20 protein-coding genes and 1 pseudogene are annotated in these 17,896 nt (G+C 63.8%); 9 read left to right on the top strand and 12 right to left on the bottom strand.

Translation table 11 applies throughout. From position 1 onward, the window contains the following. Positions 1 to 32: 32 nt before the first annotated feature. On the bottom strand, positions 33 to 1,808 hold the full coding sequence (locus tag VGR99_RS11345; protein ID WP_326898444.1) for a heme peroxidase family protein: 1,776 nt from the start codon (positions 1,806 to 1,808) through the stop codon (positions 33 to 35). A gap of 890 nt (positions 1,809 to 2,698) precedes the next feature. Next, positions 2,699 to 3,403 carry a GrlR family regulatory protein gene (locus VGR99_RS11340; RefSeq protein ID WP_326898443.1) on the bottom strand — a complete coding sequence of 235 codons (705 nt, stop codon included), beginning with the start codon at positions 3,401 to 3,403 and terminating at the stop codon, positions 2,699 to 2,701. Between the two features lie 300 nt (positions 3,404 to 3,703). Here VGR99_RS11340 and VGR99_RS11335 point away from each other — a divergent pair, with 300 nt between their 5' ends. Beyond that, the gene (locus VGR99_RS11335) at positions 3,704 to 4,162 is read left to right on the top strand and encodes a hypothetical protein (protein ID WP_326898442.1); all 459 of its coding nucleotides are present in this window, start codon (positions 3,704 to 3,706) and stop codon (positions 4,160 to 4,162) included. Positions 4,163 to 4,202: 40 nt separating this feature from the next. Here VGR99_RS11335 and VGR99_RS11330 read toward each other — a convergent pair whose 3' ends face one another. The 4 genes from VGR99_RS11330 to VGR99_RS11315 form a co-directional block, all read right to left on the bottom strand. Next, a complete protein-coding gene (locus VGR99_RS11330; protein ID WP_326898441.1) occupies positions 4,203 to 5,024 on the bottom strand; it encodes a tetratricopeptide repeat protein in 822 nt (273 codons plus the stop codon). A 32-nt stretch (positions 5,025 to 5,056) separates the two neighbouring features. Beyond that, positions 5,057 to 5,743 carry a substrate-binding domain-containing protein gene (locus VGR99_RS11325; protein WP_326898440.1) on the bottom strand — a complete coding sequence of 229 codons (687 nt, stop codon included), beginning with the start codon at positions 5,741 to 5,743 and terminating at the stop codon, positions 5,057 to 5,059. A 19-nt stretch (positions 5,744 to 5,762) separates the two neighbouring features. Next, the gene (locus VGR99_RS11320) at positions 5,763 to 6,464 is read right to left on the bottom strand and encodes a GrlR family regulatory protein (protein ID WP_326898439.1); all 702 of its coding nucleotides are present in this window, start codon (positions 6,462 to 6,464) and stop codon (positions 5,763 to 5,765) included. 200 nt (positions 6,465 to 6,664) lie between these two features. Further along, a complete protein-coding gene (locus VGR99_RS11315; protein ID WP_008129886.1) occupies positions 6,665 to 7,699 on the bottom strand; it encodes a glutamine synthetase beta-grasp domain-containing protein in 1,035 nt (344 codons plus the stop codon). A gap of 541 nt (positions 7,700 to 8,240) precedes the next feature. Here VGR99_RS11315 and VGR99_RS11310 point away from each other — a divergent pair. Further along, positions 8,241 to 8,444 (top strand): DUF2735 domain-containing protein, encoded by a 204-nt coding sequence (locus VGR99_RS11310; protein ID WP_326898437.1) that lies wholly within the window; start codon positions 8,241 to 8,243, stop codon positions 8,442 to 8,444. A 140-nt stretch (positions 8,445 to 8,584) separates the two neighbouring features. On the opposite strand, the gene VGR99_RS11305 is transcribed toward VGR99_RS11310, so the two are convergent. After that, a complete protein-coding gene (locus tag VGR99_RS11305; RefSeq protein WP_326898532.1) occupies positions 8,585 to 8,911 on the bottom strand; it encodes an MliC family protein in 327 nt (108 codons plus the stop codon). Between the two features lie 85 nt (positions 8,912 to 8,996). Between VGR99_RS11305 and VGR99_RS11300 the strand changes: the two genes are divergently transcribed. The 6 genes and pseudogenes from VGR99_RS11300 to VGR99_RS11275 all read left to right on the top strand — a co-directional run bounded on the left by VGR99_RS11300 (position 8,997) and on the right by VGR99_RS11275 (position 12,197). Further along, the gene (locus VGR99_RS11300) at positions 8,997 to 9,740 is read left to right on the top strand and encodes a tyrosine-protein phosphatase (protein ID WP_326898531.1); all 744 of its coding nucleotides are present in this window, start codon (positions 8,997 to 8,999) and stop codon (positions 9,738 to 9,740) included. 124 nt (positions 9,741 to 9,864) lie between these two features. Continuing rightward, the gene (locus tag VGR99_RS11295; RefSeq protein WP_326898436.1) at positions 9,865 to 10,545 is read left to right on the top strand and encodes an SDR family oxidoreductase; all 681 of its coding nucleotides are present in this window, start codon (positions 9,865 to 9,867) and stop codon (positions 10,543 to 10,545) included. Positions 10,546 to 10,597: 52 nt separating this feature from the next. Beyond that, complete coding sequence (locus tag VGR99_RS11290; protein ID WP_326898434.1) at positions 10,598 to 10,795, top strand: hypothetical protein; 198 nt, start codon at positions 10,598 to 10,600, stop codon at positions 10,793 to 10,795. After that, positions 10,792 to 11,044 (top strand): annotated as a pseudogene (locus VGR99_RS11285) (hypothetical protein). The gene VGR99_RS11290 and the pseudogene VGR99_RS11285 overlap by 4 nt, the downstream one beginning before the upstream one ends. 68 nt (positions 11,045 to 11,112) lie before the next feature. Next, complete coding sequence (locus tag VGR99_RS11280; RefSeq protein ID WP_326898433.1) at positions 11,113 to 11,796, top strand: DUF2161 domain-containing phosphodiesterase; 684 nt, start codon at positions 11,113 to 11,115, stop codon at positions 11,794 to 11,796. A 95-nt stretch (positions 11,797 to 11,891) separates the two neighbouring features. Beyond that, positions 11,892 to 12,197: a hypothetical protein gene (locus VGR99_RS11275; RefSeq protein ID WP_015686575.1), complete on the top strand. Its 306-nt coding sequence runs from the start codon at positions 11,892 to 11,894 to the stop codon at positions 12,195 to 12,197. A gap of 79 nt (positions 12,198 to 12,276) precedes the next feature. Here VGR99_RS11275 and VGR99_RS11270 read toward each other — a convergent pair whose 3' ends face one another. Next, complete coding sequence (locus tag VGR99_RS11270) at positions 12,277 to 12,888, bottom strand: GNAT family N-acetyltransferase (protein ID WP_326898430.1); 612 nt, start codon at positions 12,886 to 12,888, stop codon at positions 12,277 to 12,279. Positions 12,889 to 13,039: 151 nt separating this feature from the next. Further along, on the bottom strand, positions 13,040 to 13,438 hold the full coding sequence (locus VGR99_RS11265) for a PaaI family thioesterase (protein WP_326898429.1): 399 nt from the start codon (positions 13,436 to 13,438) through the stop codon (positions 13,040 to 13,042). A 119-nt stretch (positions 13,439 to 13,557) separates the two neighbouring features. On the opposite strand from VGR99_RS11265, the gene VGR99_RS11260 reads away from it, so the two are divergent. After that, positions 13,558 to 14,337 (top strand): cobalamin-binding protein, encoded by a 780-nt coding sequence (locus VGR99_RS11260; protein WP_326898428.1) that lies wholly within the window; start codon positions 13,558 to 13,560, stop codon positions 14,335 to 14,337. A gap of 170 nt (positions 14,338 to 14,507) precedes the next feature. Here VGR99_RS11260 and kynU read toward each other — a convergent pair whose 3' ends face one another. The 3 genes from kynU to VGR99_RS11245 are packed head-to-tail and all read right to left on the bottom strand — an operon-like array spanning position 14,508 to position 17,403. Next, positions 14,508 to 15,710, bottom strand: coding sequence for a kynureninase (gene kynU, locus VGR99_RS11255; protein ID WP_326898427.1), 1,203 nt, complete (start codon positions 15,708 to 15,710; stop codon positions 14,508 to 14,510). 8 nt (positions 15,711 to 15,718) lie between these two features. Continuing rightward, the gene (gene kynA, locus VGR99_RS11250; RefSeq protein WP_326898426.1) at positions 15,719 to 16,558 is read right to left on the bottom strand and encodes a tryptophan 2,3-dioxygenase; all 840 of its coding nucleotides are present in this window, start codon (positions 16,556 to 16,558) and stop codon (positions 15,719 to 15,721) included. Between the two features lie 35 nt (positions 16,559 to 16,593). After that, positions 16,594 to 17,403 carry an alpha/beta hydrolase gene (locus VGR99_RS11245; RefSeq protein ID WP_326898425.1) on the bottom strand — a complete coding sequence of 270 codons (810 nt, stop codon included), beginning with the start codon at positions 17,401 to 17,403 and terminating at the stop codon, positions 16,594 to 16,596. Positions 17,404 to 17,896 lie beyond the last annotated feature (493 nt).

Raw genomic sequence — 17,896 nt, 5'->3', positions numbered from 1 at the left:
TCTTTCACGAGCGCCAGCTGCGGCCTATCAGCTCATTCCATCACGTCCGCAAAGCGCACCCATTTCGCGATGGAATCGATAGGGCTTTTATCTCCCATTCGGAGCGGACTTTGGCTGGGGTCGAAACCGCGCGACAAAGCTGAATCAGGATCCGCCAGCAAGACGCCAACAAAAGTTGACGCAACGAGGAAGCTGCCAACTTCTCCCAATTTGTTGCCGCCACCTTTTTCGGCTTCAGCCAGAATATAGAACCACAAGGGTGTTCGCTCGAAGAACTTCGACGATGAGTTCTTGAGGAAATCGCGGAGCGTTGGCTTCGAAGCAAAGATCGTCGACACATCCGTGATCGGATTCGATTCGACGGCACCGGTTTGTTTGAGGTGTTTGTGGAGGGCCTGTCCGGTGGGAAGCCTGAGATTGTAGCCTCGCCGCAAGTTACGACGTGCAAGATTCTTGAACAGCTCCTTCAACTGAGTGTCCGTCTCATCATTGCCTTCCTTGACCATTGTCTTCAAGGGCGGCGCCAATGCGGTATCGATCTTTCTGGCGACCCGCGCCGGTAGTCCGTCGGCCGCGTCGTGCGGGGCGACGCCTGTAAACCGGGTCCAATCGATAACCCAGTTCTTGGGGAGTCTCTTGTCTGCCACCAATCGCGCGCCGCCACCGGTGAACTGGAATAACAGCTCCAGGGTCGCCTTCGGGAGAATTCCGCCAGGGCGCCCGAAATTCTTGTTGTAGTCATAAAAGGCGCGAACCATGGAGTGTCCGAACCGGTATCCGGCAGCCGAGAACTCAAGAGGCAGCGCATTGCCCAGTCGCGAGTTTTGCCGTCGCGCGTCGAACTCGGCCCTGAACTTGAAAAAATGTGATGCGCGATCTTGGACGACGCGGTCCACCACAGCCGGATCGCAAACGCCCTTCAGATAACCTTCGACAATCAACCATTGATAGTGCAGTCGCGTGAGAGTTTGAGCCGCGGAAAAATCCGCGATCCAGCCGGTGTTGTGGCTCGCCAGGAAGTCGATAGCTTTGTTGTGAAAGCGAAGAAAGCTCAGATGGAATTGGGCGACAACGAGATTCTCGTCATTGCGCGTGTCGCCGATCAGGGCGCGCTGTGGCAGGCCGGCCGAAAACTTTGAGAATTCTTCTGCGCTCATCGACGCCTGCGCCGTGCGAAGAGCAGCATTCCGAACCGCATCCTGCACCTGTACGTATCTTGGTAGATCGCGGTGTTCGTCCAATGCGTCCGGAAGAGGGCCTGGGTCGATGGCCGTTCCGACGCGCATCTTGTTCACAAACTTAGGATGACGCAGTCCCGATATGACGGTGGCCATGTCAGCAGTAATTCCGGGGCCGATTGGCGAGCCGCCATACACGCTGTCGAGGTCAAATCGCGGCGAGCGGGCGTTTCTGAACCTGCTTTCAATGGTCGAGGAAACGACGGGGGGGTGCGGGTCCCTCACGCTGGTCATCTCGGACTCGCGATCGGTGCGGGCAGTCAGTTCGTGATCGAGGAATTGTCCCCAATATGTCAGCACCGGGGGCATGGTGGAGTCAGGAGCAGGATCTTCCGGATCGGCTTGCGCGTCGATCATGCTGTTACCCAGCGCGTCAAGCTCGCTTACTGTTTCGGGAGCGGTCGGCAGATAGTTCTCGGGTGCATCCAACGGCGGGACGAAGTAGCCAAAGTCAGCTTGCTCATCGACCGCAATATCAGTTCCGGCCGGCGGAGCAGCAAGCGCCGAGGGTCCTCGTCCGTGGATTCTCTCCTTCTCTCGCCCGCTATGAGATTGAAATAGGATTGTCATCAAAAATCCTCCAGGTTGGCAGCCCCGGGGGCGGAGTTTATCAAGGGTTGCAAATCGTCATGTGAGCTATTTCATATTGCTCTGTGCTGCGACATTTTGCCGATGCCGCAAGATTAAAGGAGATCGTTTGGGACGCCGCTACTTGTGGCAAGACTCCGGCGCCTTCGTAGTGACGAGGGGCTGTATTTTGGCGGCCAAGCCGCTTCGTCGCCGCTTGAATTATCGAACGACAGTGAATCTCTTGCGCAACTCTCGCCTTTCCCAACTCAAGGTTTTCTCAAACTCGACACGAAGGAAGGCCGGCACTTTTTCTGGATCAGCCTTTAAACAAGCAAACTCGTGAGCCGTCATCCGGATGGGGTTGCCGAAAGGATCTGACTTTGGGCTCTGTGGTGCTCCACAAGCGTGGCAAGGACGGGCATGGATCCCCATCAGGGATCGGACGATGTTCATCTTAGCGAGTCCGTATTTGTTCCAGGAATTGGAGAGATTAGGCAGGGGCCAAGGGAAGTTAAATTGAACTTTTGAGTCTCGCACGCCGGAAAGTTTGGCCACGCTTTGCTATCCAGACTGAGAAGTACCCAACCTGGGCGAATGGCGGCCCGCCCGCTCTGCCTCACCAAGAGACTTCGCGCAGTACTTTCGGAACGATTCAGCGGAGGAGGTCCGACCGATCGTCGTCGACGATTGCTACCCATCGCGGAGTTTGTGCGATGCTGCAGTTTGCCGCGCTACAATGTTGTCGAGCTAGCCCAAGGCCCAACTTTCTCGGCCAATACGGCGCAATCTCATAGTCAACGTCTGCCTCGGGGCCCAAAGCCGACATCCAGATGCACGCGCTCAACGTCGCCTTCTGACAGCACAGCCGACGCGACGGAATGATCCGTCGCCTACGCCCTTCTCATCAGCCTCAGCGAAGCCGCAAGCCGCAGGCTGCGCTTGCCGGCGAGTGCGATGCCTTCGAGCTCGCCGCTGTCCTCCGTGCAGGTCCCGGAGAAGCCGATCCCGACCTCGTAGCCGCCGAAGACGGGGTTCTCGCCTTTCGCCGGCGTGTGCTCCTGGTTCAGCATCTCGCCCTTCCAGCGGCCGTCCGCCGAGGAATAGGAACCGAGATAGTAGAAGAACGCATCGCCGCCAAGGATGCGGCCGTCGATCAGCAGCATCACGCCGGACAGCCCGGCATCGACCCCGTCGAGCGCGCGCAGGCCCATCCCGTAGAGGCCGTTGGCGATGCCGCCTGGACCGACTGCGCCGCTCGGCGGCAGCGCCTCGTCGTCGAGCCGCGTGAGGTTGGCCCAGAAGTTGCCGCCCGGCATCGTGTCCGCGCTGCCGTGGAGACGGATCTGGTTGCCGATCAGCCGGCCGCGTGCGCCGATCCTGGCGACATCGGCCCCCATCAGCGGCTTGTAATTGGGATCCTCGTTGTGCCGCTCGGTGATCACCTCGGCGACGATCTCGCCGTCGCGCTCGGAATAGGTGCCGAGATGCGCGAAGGCCGAATTGCCGCCCAGCATCTTGCCGTCGTGCAGGCACATGATGCTGCGCCCGAACGCATCGTGGATGCCGTATTCAACCTTGTAGAGCCCGTCCAGCAACGCAATCAGCCCGCAAAATGCAAAAGGAATCGCGGGCTACCTAGCACCGCCGCCACGTCGTTTCCATCCGGCTTTTCCGCGCAGGGGCCATTCGCGGGGCCCTCTCTGCACGATGCCATCATGCTCCTGTCTTGCCCGACGAGTCAAATCGTCTTCGCAAAATCCGCAAGCTTGCAATTTCAAGCACTTGGCTACTGTGCATGGGGTTGTTTTTCGACTTTTATCGAGAGCCTGTTCCCGGATTACGCTTCGCTCCATCCGGGGTTCGAACCCGACGGCGCACCCGCGCGACCAAGGGCCATGAACCAGACAGAGCCATCGGCCGAAGAGCAGGTCGCAGCCTTCATCGCCAGCGCGGCGAAGCAGCCGCTGCTCGATGCCGCCTTCGAGCTCTGGCGCTGGCGCTATCGACTGGATTCGATCGAGGGCCGTCCGACCGACGAGGAAGTGCGCATCTACCGCACCCTCACGCCGCAGCAATTGTCCGAAAAATACCGCTACGACCGCGACCACGCCCATGAAGGGCCGATGTTCGGCTATCTGAAGCGCGCCCATCCGCGCGCCGGTGACGACGCGATCAGGCAGGCCATCATTACCGCCGTCAAGTTCGAGGGCGCGACGGAAGCGCATTTCAAATGGGATGGCGACTTCTGGGCCTGCGTCGTGCGCGCGGTGGCGCAGGCCGCAGCCGAGTATCCCGGTTATCTCGAGACCACCTATCGCGACGCCCGCAACAATCTCGCTTACTACATGAAGTGAGGCTTCTCATCGCTCTCCAACGGGGAGAGGTGGACGATGATCAGAAGCACAGCGTGGTGACGAGCTTGCCCTGCTTGTCCTTGATCGCATAGGGGCAGCGCAGCCGCTCCAGCGCCTTCTTGGCATCCTCGTCGCCGAGCGCGGCGGCGCGCTCGTAATAGGCCTTTGCGGCGTCCTTGTCCTTGGCACCGCCGCGGCCCTCCTGCGCGAAGGCGCCCATCCGCTCCAGCGCGCCGGGATGATTTTGCGCCGCCGCCTTCTCGAACATCGCCCGTGCCGCGACGTCGTCCTGCGCCCCGCCCGTGCCTTCGGAGAGCATCAGGCCGAGCTGGTACTGCGCCTCGGCGTTGGTCTCGGCGGACTTGGCCAGCAGCGCGCGGGCCTGCGCGGGATCGGCCGGCGCGGCACCGCCGGCGCCGCCGATCGCGGCAAGATTGCTGACACCGCGGGGATTGCCGGCCTGCGCCGCCTTCTCGAACAATCTGCGCGCCTGCGCCTCGTCCTTGGCAACGCCCGCGCCGGTGCCGTAGGCAACGCCGAGCTCGACCATCGCCGCGCTCGATCCCTTGTCGGCCGCCTTGCGCCAGGCGGCGATCGCCTCGCCGGTCTGCCGGTTGGCCGCGTAGGCGCGGCCGAGCGCGAACATCGCGCGCCGTGACGAGCTTGCGGCCTGCTTGCAGAATTTGATCGCGGTCGCGACGTCCGAGGCTGCGATCTCCGCCACGCCCTTCACGTCGGCCGGCTTGTCGGGATCGCTGGGATCGGCCGCGACCCGGTCGCACAGGACGAGGTCGGCCGATTGCGCATGCGCCGAGAGCGGCGCGGCAAGCGCGAGGAGGATGGCAAGGAGATAGATCCGCATGGCCGCCACGTTGCGTCCCCGTCCCGGCAAATTCAAGGCTCGAGTCCCGATTGGCGCAGCACGGGCACGACCTCTGGCGAAGCCAGATAGCGCAGCAGCCGGTCGGCCGCTTCGGCCTGCTTCGCGCTGGCCATGCGGCCGGCGGAGAACACCGCCGGTGTCTGCAAATCATGCGGGATCGGACCGATCACCTCGATGCCGCCGACCTGCTTCAGCTCGCTGATCTGCTGCACGGCGAGATCAGCCTCGCCGCTGACGAGCCGCTCCGCCGTAAAGCCCTGCTCGACGATGGTGGCCCTGGCGTTGATCTCGGCCGCGATCCCCATCCGCACGATCAGCTGGGCAAAGTAGACGCCGCTCGCGCCCAGCCGCGAATAGGCGACCGACCGGGCCGCCAGCAGCGTCGTGCGCAGCGCGGCTTCGCTTCCGATCTCGGGATGCGGCTGCCCTCCCCGCACGGCGAGGCCGACGAATGAGCGCGCCAGGTCGGCCGCGCTGTCTGCGATCACGCGGCCCTCGCCGATCATCTCGTCGAGCCCCTCGCGCGTGAGGATCACGAGATCGGCGGCCTCGCCCTCGCGCAGGCGCTTGAGCAGTGCCAGCGTCGGCGCGAAGTCGGCATCGACCTGGATGCCGCTGGCCGCCTCGAAGGCGGAGGACAGGCTGCGCATCGCGCCCATCAGGCCGAGGGTCGAGAGCATGCGAAGAGTGTTTGCCATGGGTATTCCCGGATAACGTTCAGGCGCGGTGCATCAGCTTCAGCGCGGCGGTCAGGCGCAGGCTGCGCTTGCCGGCGAGCGCGGTCGCCTCCAGCACCGCCTGCTCGCCATCATAGCTGCCGGAGAAGCCGATGCCGACCTCGTGGCCGCCGAAGATCGGATCGTCCTTTGCCGGCGTGTGCTCCTGATTGAGGATCTGGCCCTTCCAGCGCCCGTTCGCGGCGGTGTAGCTGCCGAGATAGTAGAACGCGGCATCGCCACCGAGGATGCGGCCCCGGTTGAGCAGCATCACGCCGGTGAGGCCGCCGTCGACGCCGTCGAGCATGCGCAGGTGAACCGAGTAGAGTCCATCGGCGATACCGCCCTCGCCGAGGCCGCCGGCGATCGGCACCTCGTCCTCGGTGATCGGCGTCATCACCGACTGGAACGGTACGCCGGGCAACTCCTTCAGCTCGCCCTTGAAGCGGTAGAGATCGCCGTCGGCCCAGCCTTTCGCGATCAGGGTCGCATCGTCGGTGCCGGCCATGGCGCGGTAGTTCGGATCGGGGTTGTGGCGGACGGTCTTGATGACGATGTCGACGCCGGCGTCGGTCTTCTCGTAGCTGCCGATATGGGCGAACGCCGAATTGCCGCCGAGCATCTTGCCATTGCCGGCATGCATCACGCTCCGGCCGACGTTGTCGCCGAGCTGAAACCGCACCTTGTAGAAGCCTTCAAACACCAGCCGTGTCCCCGGCCCCGCGCGCATCCTGCGGACACTCTATCCCGCTTTCGACGGCGATGGACAGACTTCAAGCCGGCATGGCCGGCAGACCTACAAGATCGGCTGTCGCCAAAATGCAAAAATCCGCCGGAGCCTTTTAAGCTCCAGCGGATTGGATGCCAACCCGGGCCAGCCCCCTAGCCCGGGCCGGGAGGATCTTAGGCCGCGGCCTTCTTGTCAGCCGGGACGGACGCGATCGTCTTCAGGATCTGCGAAGCGATCTGGTATGGGTCGCCTTGCGAGTTCGGACGACGGTCTTCCAGATAGCCCTTGTAGCCGTTGTTGACGAAGGAGTGCGGAACGCGGATCGACGCGCCGCGATCGGCAACGCCGTAGCTGAACTTGTTCCACGGCGCGGTCTCGTGCTTGCCGGTCAGACGCTTGTCGTTGTCCGGGCCGTAGACGGCGATGTGGTCCATCAGGTTCTTGTCGAACGCGGCCATCAGCGCCTCGAAGTACTCCTTGCCGCCGACCGTACGCATGTACTCGGTGGAGAAGTTGGCGTGCATGCCCGAGCCGTTCCAGTCGGTGTCGCCGAGCGGCTTGCAGTGGAACTCGATGTCGATGCCGTACTTCTCGGTGAGGCGCAGCATCAGGTAGCGGGCCATCCACATTTCGTCAGCGGCCTTCTTGGACCCCTTGCCGAAGATCTGGAATTCCCACTGGCCCTTCGCGACTTCCGCGTTGATGCCTTCATGGTTGATGCCGGCCGCGAGGCAGAGGTCGAGATGCTCTTCGACGATCTTGCGGGCGACGTCGCCGACGTTCGAGAAGCCGACGCCGGTGTAGTACGGACCCTGCGGAGCCGGATAGCCGGAAGCCGGGAAGCCGAGCGGACGGCCGTCCTTGTAGAAGAAGTATTCCTGCTCGAAGCCGAACCAGGCGCCGGCATCGTCGAGGATGGTGGCGCGCTTGTTGGAGGCGTGCGGGGTCTTGCCATCGGGCATCATGACTTCGCACATCACGAGCACGCCGTTGGTGCGGGCACCGTCCGGGAAGACGGCGACGGGCTTCAGCACGCAATCGGAGCTGTGGCCTTCGGCCTGCTGGGTGGAGGAGCCATCGAAGCCCCAGAGCGGAAGCTGCTCGAGCGTCGGGAACGACGCGAATTCCTTGATCTGGGTTTTGCCGCGCAAGTTCGGAGTCGGCGTATATCCGTCGAGCCAGATGTACTCGAGCTTATACTTGGTCATTGAGCCTCTCTGTAGATGATGCGAAAGGTGGGGGCCTGCAAAGGCCCCCGCACGTTTGTACCCGGCCATCATCGGCCGGCCGTTTACAAGCATTTAACGTGCCAAAAGGCCGCAGCGCGGGAGGCTGTCCACCGCGGCCAGGGTCGGCCTGCCGGCGGCAAACGGTCCACAGCGGCGTGCGGCATAGGCGCGCACCTTCGCGTGAAGCTGCACTGCAAAAATCCCGCGGAAAACGCCCGATTCTGGAGCATCGGCCGCACTGCGGGAGGTTGCCGATGAAACGCGCATCAACGTCCGGCAATTTTCGCAAAGTCTTCCGCCCCTGCCTAGCAACCTTTGGAATGGCCCAGGCGTTAGTCACCCACACGATGCCTTAGGGGGTGCAGGCGGTCGCCTGCCTACAAAGTGGGCGGCAACTGATTTCCTTTTCAGCACTTTTCAATTCGGGGTGCGCGGCCGATATGGGGATTCCAGTAACCACAATCGAACGAGTCGGGCGCACCATGGAGGCCAAGGCGCTTCGACCCAGGAGCAAATCGCAATGATGAACAATGGACTGAGTCAGGGATCTGCGAAGATCTATCAATTCCCCGCCGGGGGCCGCGCGGCTCTCGCCGGACGCCGCTATGGCGATACCCGCCTTCCCGCCGATCACACGTCGCTTCCCGCGAACGTCTCGATCTGCAGCGACAGCTGGTACCACCAGGATGCGGTCGACGAAGCAAAGCCCAAATGGGAACGCTAATGCCAGTGTCTGGTTTGAGACCGCCGCGCTCTTTCAAGCGCTCGACGGAAGTTTGAAAAAGGGTCGAAACAACGAGGTTTCGACCCTTTTTGATTCCGGCTGGCTCCCAGCTAGAGACTTGGTTTTTAGAGACTTGGCTCTTAGAGACTTGGCTTTTCGACCACCGTGCAGGCGGTGACCGGCCGCTTCAGATGCTTGACGGTGGTCGCTCCGGTCTTGGCGATCCGCAGCGTGATCCCTGCCCCCGAATAGCGCGCACCCGACAGCGCCACCCGCTTCTCCAGCGTGGCCGGCTCGCCGTCGATCTGGAGGAAGGCGCGCGTGTCATGGTCATAAAACCCGACGATGAACCGCGTACCATCAGCGCAGCGATAGGTCCGGAACGTCTGCGCGTCCGCCTGCCGCGCAGCGGCAATTCCGCTCGCGAGCATGGTGATCGTCAGAACAATAGCCTTGTGCCGGCCCATAATTACCCCCTTCAATGCACCCAAGGACGCCAGCCGTGCGTCCAGCGGAACCATAACCCAAGCTGAGCCCATGCAAGACTCTTCCCTGAAAGACTCTCCCGCCCGCCACCTCGCCCTGCAAGGCGCCAGCAATTTTCGCGACCTCGGCGGCTACGCCACAACCGACGGCCGCACCACGCGCTGGCGGCACATCTTCCGCTCCAACCATCTCGGCCAGCTCACTGCTTCCGACATCGAGATCGTCCGTGCACTGGGCGTGCGCAGCGCATTCGACTTTCGTGGACTGGAGGAGCGCACCGCGGGCGTCTGCGTCGTGGACGAGATCGCGGTGCATTCGCTGCCGATCGAGCCGACGGTCGTCGCCGCGCTGCGGGCCGAGCTTGCCGCGGGCAAATTGACCGCGCCTGTCGCGCTCGAGCTGATGCGCGAGTCCTATCGCAACTATGTCCGCCACAACACGCACAGCTTCCGCGCGCTGTTCGGCCATCTCCTGGAAGACCGCGCGCCGCTCGTGATCCATTGCACCGCCGGCAAGGATCGCACCGGCTTTGCCAGCGCGCTGATCCTGCATGCGCTGGGCGTCGCCGACGAGGTCATTGCCGAGGACTATCTCCTCACCAACCAACACTACAAGCGCGACCTGTCGAGCGCCTCCGATCTTCCGGCCGACGTTCTCGACGCCATCGGCTCCGTCCAGGCCTCATATCTCGCCGCGGCTTTTGAAGCCGTCGTCAGCGAGTATGGCGACCTCGAAACCTACTTGCGCAACGGGCTCAAGCTCGGCACAGCAGAGCGCACCGCACTGAAGGCGCGCTATCTGCAAGCCTAGAGCATGATCCGGAAAAGTGCGCAGCGGTTTTCCGAAAAGATCATGCTCAAACAACAACCTAAAGCGCGATGACGATTCATCCGGATCTCATCGCGCTTTAGGCCGCAGCGCCGGGAGAACGACAATGCAAGGCAAGGTTCTGATCGTCACCGGCGCGCTCGGCGCTCTCGGCAAGGTGGTTGCGGAGGTCGCGCAGGCGCGCGGCGCTGGGATCGCCGGCATCGACCATGCGCCCTCGCAAATCCCGGCAACGCCTGAGCGCATCGAGATCGGCGGCGTCGATCTCTCCGACGCCGCGCAGGCCAAGGCGGCAGTCGAGACGGCAGCGAAGCATTTCGGCAGGCTCGATGCGCTGATCAATATCGCCGGCGGCTTTGCCTTCGAGACCGTCGGCGACGGCGACATCAAGACCTGGCAGCGCATGCATGCGCTCAACGTGCTGACCGCGCTCAACACCTCGCACGCGGCGCTGCCGCACCTTGCTGCGTCCAGCGCCGGCCGCATCGTCAATATCGGCGCCATGGGCGCGCTGCAGGCCGGCTCGGGCATGGGTCCCTACGCCGCGTCGAAGGCGGGCGTGCATCGCCTCACCGAAGCGCTGGCGAACGAGTGGAAAGGCAAGGTCACCGTGAACGCGGTGCTGCCGTCGATCATCGACACCAAGGCCAACCGCGCCGACATGCCGAAGGCGGATTTTTCCAAATGGGTCACGCCGCAGGAACTCGCTGAAGTTATCCTCTTCCTCGTCAGCGATGCCGCAAGCGGCATCACCGGCGCGCTGATCCCGGTCGGCGGACGGGTATAAGTCGCGATTGACGCATCTGTTCGCCGCAAACTGAAATGGCTATACTTGGCTCATGACGACCGAAGATATCGAGAAAGCGGTAGAGCTGCTGACGCCGGACGAATTGGCGCGCTTTCGCGCGTGGTTCGAGCAATTCGATGCGCAGCGTTTTGATCAAGCCATCGCGCACGACGCTCAAACGGGAAGGCTCGACGCGTTCGCTGAGGAGGCGTTGAACGCCTACCGCACAGGACAGACACGGGACCTGTGAGACACGCGGCTTCTCCGAGATTTTGGAAAGCCTATGAGGCGTTGCCGGCCAGTGTTCAAAAACTGGCCGATGCGAATTTCGCTCTATTGAAAAGCAATCCCGCCCATCCGTCGCTGCAGTTCAAGAAAGTCGGACGGCTCTGGTCGGCGCGAGTTGGCCTCCGCTATCGCGTTGGCGGTCGAGACCAACGACACCTGCGTCTGGTTCTGGATTGGCTCCCATGCGGACTATGACCGGCTCATCGGCTGAAACGCGATCCTCTGCCGAGTCCGATCCGAGCTAGACTGCCCGCAACTGATTCTCCGATCGGACCTCCCGTGGAAACCGCGCTCTACCTCCCCGTCAAACGCTTCCTCGAAGAGCTCGGCTTCACCGTGAAGGGCGAGATCGGCGGCTGCGATCTGGTCGGCCTCAGCGCCGGCGATCCGCCGATCGTGGTGATCGGCGAACTCAAGCTCGCCTTCAATCTCGAGCTGATCCTGCAGGCGGTCGATCGCGCATCGGCGGCCGACGAGGTCTGGATCGCCGCCAAGATGTCGATCCGCGGCAAGGGGCGCGAGAGCGATGCGCGCTATCGCAATCTCTGCCGCCGCCTCGGCTTCGGTATGCTCGGGGTAACCGACCGCGGCCAGGTCGAGGTGCTGGTGAAGCCGCCGACGGGCGCGCCGCGCCGCGAGCCGAAGGTGCGCTCGCGCCTCGTTGCCGAACACCAGCGCCGCCAGGGGGACCCCGTGCTCGGCGGCAGCACGCGCGCGCCGATCATGACCGCCTATCGCCAGCAGGCGCTCGCCTGCGCCTCGCAACTTGCCGACGGCCCGCGGCGCGTCGGCGATCTGCGCGAGCGCTGTCCCGATGCCGGCAAGATCTTGCTTAACAACGTGTATGGCTGGTTCGAGCGCGCCGAGCGGGGAATCTACGGGCTGACGGAGGCCGGGCACGCTGCGCTGAAGCGCTGGCCACAACAAAGGGTTGAGAGCGCCGGTGTCGCGTCACCGCCGTGACACCCGACCGGTGCATAGCTGAATTGCCACACCGATTTCATATTGCAATGCAACATCTGCGGCACTAGGTATCCCGGCATCAAAACGAGGCCGTTATGAGCGCAGACTGGAATACGAAATATGGCACGCGGCGCGTGCGCCACGATCCGCCCACCTTGGATGAGGCGATCTTCGCCGCCGTCGGCATCACCGACGACCAGGAGCAGCAGGCCGAGATCGCTGCAGCGCTGATGGGTATGCCGCTCGACGTTGTCCAGGCCGAGGTGAAGAAGCAGGCCCGCACCAACAGCCGCATCACCGCCACGCGCGTGATCGCCGGCGAACAGGGTGCGCAGCGCTCGGTGGTGGTCGAACGCCGCGTCGTCCGCCGCTTCGGTAACGACAAGCGCACCGGCACCTGAGCCCTTATTCCACGACCCAGAATACAAAAGCGGACCGGTTTTGCCGGTCCGCTTTTTGCTTCCAGGCCGCCTCTTAGGTTCAGGCAGCGCGATTGGCGTACATGCTGGAGATAATCTTCCAGCAAGTCGAGTTGAAGCTGAGAATCGCGCGCCCGGCCTTGAACGGCGCGGCGGCGAGATCGGCCAGCTCGTCCTCGGTCGTCTTGGTGAGATCGATCGTGCCGGTCGATTCGCCGTGGCGGAACTGCAGATGCGCGCCGAACTTCCTTGCGAGCGCCCGCATCGCGTGATTCTCGGCGCCGGTGGTGATGCGCAGGCGCTTGAAACCCTTCCAGCGGGCTTCCGCGATCAGGCGGCTGAACAGGATGGTGCCGACGTTCTGGCGCCGCGCCGAGGCTTCCACGCTGAAGGCGACCTCGGGCAGCGAATCGCCCTCCGGCGGATGCAGCTCGGCCGCACCGCGGACCACGCCATCGACGATATAAGCGACGATCACGGTGCCGTCTTCGGCGCAGCGGGCGGCATAACGCTCGATGAAGCTGTCGTCGAGAAAGCCATTGAAACGGTCGTGCCGGCTCTCGGCATCGAGTCTCAGCAGGTGATCGCGCAGAAGCGGCAATTCTTCCTGCTGGCTCAGGGTCCGCACATAGCCCGGAACGGACGTCGCGCGGACGGTGTCTTCAAGTACCACGTCAAAACTCCTCTTGGTGTCCCTCGAGGAGGCGTTCGAATCCCTAGGCCTCCTATATTGTGCGTCGCAGCAAATTTTTCAAGACGGGAACCTGCCCAAGTTTCAGGCATGGGAGCGACTAATTCGTTAATAAAATCAAGGCCCCGTAGTCTTACAGGACCAGCTGCGTCTGGGTCACGACGGCCACCAGCTTGCCGTCCTCAGTCTCCAGCCGAGTGGTCCAGACCTGGGTCCGGCGGCCCCGGTGCACCGGCGTGGCGGTGGCGATGACCGTGGCCCCCTCCTTGGCACCGCCGATGAAGTTGGTCTTGCTCTCCAATGTGGTCGTCCCCTTGGCATCCTCCGGCAGGTTGATCACGGTGGCCGCCGCGCCGACGGAATCGGCAAGCGCCATCACCGCTCCGCCATGGATGGTGTGGTGCAGCGTGCAGAGATCGGGACGGACGACCATCCGCGCGACCACACGGTCCTTCCCAGCCTCGACGAACTCGACGCCCTTGAGCTCGGCGAACGGCATCTTCATCGCTTGAAGTTTCTCGAGCGGCGTCATCAAAAGTCCTCCCAATTCCTTGTTGCCTCAGCGTGAATGGCTTCGCGCGGCAAGGCAATGACGTCGGAGGTCATGGCGGTGCTGACATCGCCGCATTGATTTGCGCATATGCTTCTCCCATGCGCCACTTCCCGCCCCGCCGCATCGTCTGCCTGACCGAAGAGACGGTCGAAACCCTCTATCTGCTCGGCGAGCAGGACCGCATCGTCGGTGTCTCCGGCTACGCCGTTCGCCCATCACAGGTGCGGCGCGAGAAGCCGCGGGTGTCGGCCTTCGTCTCCGCGGATATCCCGAAGGTGCTGGCGCTGGAGCCGGACCTGGTGCTGGCGTTCTCGGACTTGCAGGCTGGCATCGTTGCCGATCTCGTGCGGGCCGGCGTCGACGTGCACGTCTTCAACCAGCGCGACGTCGCCGGCATCCTTGCGATGATCCGCACGCTGGGCGCGCTGGTGGGCGTGGCAGAACGCGCGGAGGAACTCGCGAAAGGTTTCGAGCGGCGCCTTGCCGAGATCGCCGCAACGCCCCGCCCCTCGCCGCGGCCAAGGGTCTATTTCGAGGAGTGGGACGAGCCGCTGATCTCAGGGATTGGCTGGGTCTCTGAGCTGATCGAGATCGCCGGCGGCGTGGACGTGTTTCCGGAGCTTCGGCATCGGCAGGCGGCGAAGGATCGCATCGTCTCGGCGGAAGCGGTGCGCGCGGCGGCGCCCGACGTGATCCTGGCATCATGGTGCGGCAAGAAGGTCGTGCCTGCCCGCATCCGGGCGCGTGATGGGTGGAGCGGCATTCCGGCGGTGCAGGATGACCGCATCGTCGAGATCAAGTCGCCGATCATTCTCCAGCCGGGACCGGCGGCGCTGACGGACGGGCTGGATGCGATCGTGGCGGCGCTGTGGGGGTAAGCGCAGATAGCGCGGCCACCGGCGCACTCGTGTCCCGGACGCGCTGCAACGCGCCAGCGTTGCTGCGCTGAGCCGGGACCCATCTCGCGACGGATTCCAGTGCAGCATGGGCCCCGGACGCAGCGCATCGCCAAGGGGCGCTGCGCTGCGTCCGGGGCACGAGACCGTCCTCACGTCACCGCATTGACGACCTGATACTCCGGCTGGCGCCACACCTCGCCTGCGATCACCTCCTCGATGATCTCCGCGGCGCGGACGATCTCATCCTCCCCGATATAGAGCGGCGTGATGCCGAACCGCATGATGTCGGGCGCGCGGAAGTCGCCGATCACGCCGCGGGCGATCAGGGCCTGCATGGCGGCGTAGCCGCCGTCGAAGGCAAACGAGACTTGCGAGCCGCGCTGCGCATGCGCGCGCGGCGTCACCAGCCTCAAGGACGGACAACGGCGTTCGACCTCCGCAATCAGCAAATCGCCGAGCGCCAGCGAACGCGCGCGGACCTCGGCGATCTCGACCCGGTCCCAGATGTCGAGCGAGGCCTCCAGCGCCGCCATTGCGAGCACCGGCGGCGTGCCGACGCGCATGCGCTCGACGCCGCCGGCAGCGGCATAGCCAAGCTCGAACGCGAACGGCTTTTCGTGCCCCATCCACCCCGACAGCGCGGCGCGCGCCGTGTCGGCGTGGCGCGGCGCGACGTAGAGAAACGCCGGCGAGCCCGGGCCGGCGTTGATGTATTTGTAGGTGCAGCCGGCGGCGAAATCGGCACCACAGCCGGACAGATCGACCGGCAGCGCACCGGCGGAATGGGCGAGATCCCAGACCGTGACGATGCCGAGCGCATGCGCCTTCGCCGTCAGCTTCGCCATGTCGTGGCGGCGGCCGGTGCGATAGTCGACCTCGGTGATGTACAGCACCGCGATCTCTTCCGACAGCGCGGCCTCGATCTCCTCCGGCGCCACCAGGCGCAATTGATGACCACGCCCGAGCGTCGCGATCAGGCCTTCGGCCATGTAGAGGTCGGTGGGAAAATTACCGGTGTCCGACAGCACGACATTGCGCGATGTGGTCATGTCGAGCGCGGCTGCAAGGGCCTGGTAGACCTTCAGCGACAGCGTGTCCCCGACCATGACGGAGCCGGCTTCGGCGCCGATCAGCCGGGCAATGCGGTCGCCGACATGGCGCGGCTGGGCATACCAGCCCGCCGTGTTCCAGGCGCGGATCAGCTCGTTGCCCCACTCGGTCGTGATGACGCGGCTGACGCGCTCGGCAACGCCCAACGGCAATGCGCCGAGCGAATTGCCGTCGAGATAGATCACGCCGTCAGGCAGATGAAACAGCGCTTTGGTGTCGTGATAGACGCGATATTTGGTCATGGGCATTTCTACAGAATGGTGCGGACGCGCCAGAGTTCGGGAAACAACTCGATCTCCAGCATGCGCTTGAGATAGCTGACGCCACCGGTGCCGCCGGTGCCGCGCTTGAAGCCGATGACGCGCTCGACCGTCGTGACGTGGTTGAAGCGCCAGCGGCGAAAATAGTCCTCGAAATCGACCAGCTTTTCGGCAAGCTCGTACAGCATCCAGTGCGTCTCCGGCGCCTCGTAGACGATACGCCAGGCCTGCAGGACGCCCTCGCTGAAACCGTGGGTCTCGCGGACGTCGCGTGCCAGCACAGAGGCGGGCATCTTGAGCCCGTTGCGGTCGGCGAGCCTGAGCACCTCGTCATAGAGGCTGGGCGTTGCGAGTTCGGCTTCGAGCAGTTTTGTCGTCTCCACGTCGTGGGCGTGGGGCTTGAGCATGGCGTGGTTGCGGTTGCCGAGCAGGAACTCGATCAGCCGGTACTGGCGCGACTGGAAGCCCGAGGACTGGCCGAGCTGCGAGCGGAAGCGGGTATATTCGCTCGGTGTCATGGTGCGCAGCACGTCCCAGGCACCGTTGAGCTGCTCGAAGATGCGCGACATCCGCGCCAGCATCTTCATCGCGGGCTGAACCTCGTCTTTGGCGATGGCCCGGCGCGCGGCGCTGAGCTCGTGGATGGCGAGCCGCATCCACAGCTCGGTGGTCTGATGCTGGATGATGAACAGCATCTCGTCATGCGCTTCCGACAGCGGATGCTGCGCGCCGAGGATGGCGTCCAGCGCGAGGTAATCGCCATAGGACATGCGCCGGGAGAAGTCGGTCTGGGCGCCTTCGCTTGCGGGATCGTAGTCGCTGGACGTCATGACAAGCCCTTTCGATCGATCATCCCCGGCCCTCGTCAGTCGAGGCCGATCAGGCGCGCGGTGATCTGCGACGACGGATCCTTGAGGCCGTCGATGACGGTGAAATGATTCAGCGCAGGCTCGACCACGAGGCGTGTCGGCACGTCGAAACCGGTCCACACATTGGCCAGCAGGTCGGCCTGGCGGATGAATTCGGGCCGCTCGCCAGCGCCGACCCAGGCCGTCACAGGCGAATGCCCGCGCGGCAAATGCAGCGCCACGCTTTCGAGCGTCGCTTCCTCCATGCTCATGCGCAGCGTCTCGTTCATCCTGGTCTTGAGCAGCGGGCGCAGATCATGCAGGCCGCTGATCGAAAGCGTGCCGGCGATGCGGTTGAAGACGGCGGGCTCCAGCCGGCTGTCGTCGCACAGCATGCGCGTGACGAGATGGCCGCCGGCCGAATGCCCGGCGAGCCGGATCGGCCCGGAGACCAGCGAGGCCGCTTTCGCAATGGCGGCGGTGATCTCGGCCGTGATGTCGGAGATCCGCGCGGCCGGCGTCAGCGTGTAGCTCGGCAGCGCCATGGTCCAGCCATGGTGTCGCGCGCCTTCGGCCAGATCGGTCCAGGTCGATTTGTCGAAGCGCATCCAGTAGCCGCCGTGGACGAACACGACGAGCCCCTTGCTGTCGCCGTCAGGCAGGATCAGGTCGAGAAGCTGGCGCTCACCGGAGCCATAAGCGATGTCGGCACGATAATTCTTCAACCCGGCGCGGTAGGCAGCCGCCCGCTCCGCCCATTGCGCCGGCATCTTGTCCGAGCCCGGGATATGGGCCGAGTTGGCGTAAGCATCATCCCAATCGCGCATCGTTGCTCCCTCGGACTCGTCCGGCCGCCAGTCTGCCACCGGCAAGGGCAGCATCCTAGTCTTTATTTTAAGCTTAAAGGATTTGAGTGCGCCCGTGTTTCGGGCAGCGGAGCTGCAAGATATTTCCTGTCGGGTGGGGATCTGGCAGCCTGCTCCGTCATTGCGAGCGAAGCGAAGCAATCCAGAATCCTTTCGACTGGGACAGTCTGGATTGCTTCGTCGCTTCGCTCCTCGCAATGACGGCGGCGTCCTAGGGTGGGCAAAGCGGCTTGTCCGCCGTAGCCCGCAGAGCGAAGGCGGAAGCGTGCCCACCGTTCGCGCGAGATCGAGGAAGATGGTGGGCACGGCTCTTGCGCGCCTTTGCCCACCCTCATATGGGGATTTGTGAGTCAAGGGCATTCGATTGGCTTGAGTGAGGTTGGCGTGGTTTGAGGGCGGCGCGCGGAGCCATGCGGAGCGCAGCGCGACGACCGTGTTCCGGGGGAGGATTGGC

It is taken from the genome of Bradyrhizobium sp. (assembly GCF_035935975.1).
Lineage (GTDB): Bacteria > Pseudomonadota > Alphaproteobacteria > Rhizobiales > Xanthobacteraceae > Bradyrhizobium.
Note: the sequence above shows the minus strand (reverse complement) of the source record. Positions and strands in the feature narration are given on the sequence as shown.

Coding starts and splice junctions, on each gene's coding strand:
- VGR99_RS11345 (WP_326898444.1), bottom strand. CDS start 1,808: ATGACAATCCTATTTCAATCTCATAGCGGGCGAGAGAAGGAGAGAATC.
- VGR99_RS11335 (WP_326898442.1), top strand. CDS start 3,704: ATGAACCAGACAGAGCCATCGGCCGAAGAGCAGGTCGCAGCCTTCATC.
- VGR99_RS11330 (WP_326898441.1), bottom strand. CDS start 5,024: ATGCGGATCTATCTCCTTGCCATCCTCCTCGCGCTTGCCGCGCCGCTC.
- VGR99_RS11325 (WP_326898440.1), bottom strand. CDS start 5,743: ATGGCAAACACTCTTCGCATGCTCTCGACCCTCGGCCTGATGGGCGCG.
- VGR99_RS11315 (WP_008129886.1), bottom strand. CDS start 7,699: ATGACCAAGTATAAGCTCGAGTACATCTGGCTCGACGGATATACGCCG.
- VGR99_RS11310 (WP_326898437.1), top strand. CDS start 8,241: ATGATGAACAATGGACTGAGTCAGGGATCTGCGAAGATCTATCAATTC.
- VGR99_RS11305 (WP_326898532.1), bottom strand. CDS start 8,911: ATGGGCCGGCACAAGGCTATTGTTCTGACGATCACCATGCTCGCGAGC.
- VGR99_RS11295 (WP_326898436.1), top strand. CDS start 9,865: ATGCAAGGCAAGGTTCTGATCGTCACCGGCGCGCTCGGCGCTCTCGGC.
- VGR99_RS11290 (WP_326898434.1), top strand. CDS start 10,598: ATGACGACCGAAGATATCGAGAAAGCGGTAGAGCTGCTGACGCCGGAC.
- VGR99_RS11275 (WP_015686575.1), top strand. CDS start 11,892: ATGAGCGCAGACTGGAATACGAAATATGGCACGCGGCGCGTGCGCCAC.
- VGR99_RS11265 (WP_326898429.1), bottom strand. CDS start 13,438: ATGACGCCGCTCGAGAAACTTCAAGCGATGAAGATGCCGTTCGCCGAG.
- VGR99_RS11260 (WP_326898428.1), top strand. CDS start 13,558: ATGCGCCACTTCCCGCCCCGCCGCATCGTCTGCCTGACCGAAGAGACG.
- kynU (WP_326898427.1), bottom strand. CDS start 15,710: ATGACCAAATATCGCGTCTATCACGACACCAAAGCGCTGTTTCATCTG.
- kynA (WP_326898426.1), bottom strand. CDS start 16,558: ATGACGTCCAGCGACTACGATCCCGCAAGCGAAGGCGCCCAGACCGAC.
- VGR99_RS11245 (WP_326898425.1), bottom strand. CDS start 17,403: ATGCGCGATTGGGATGATGCTTACGCCAACTCGGCCCATATCCCGGGC.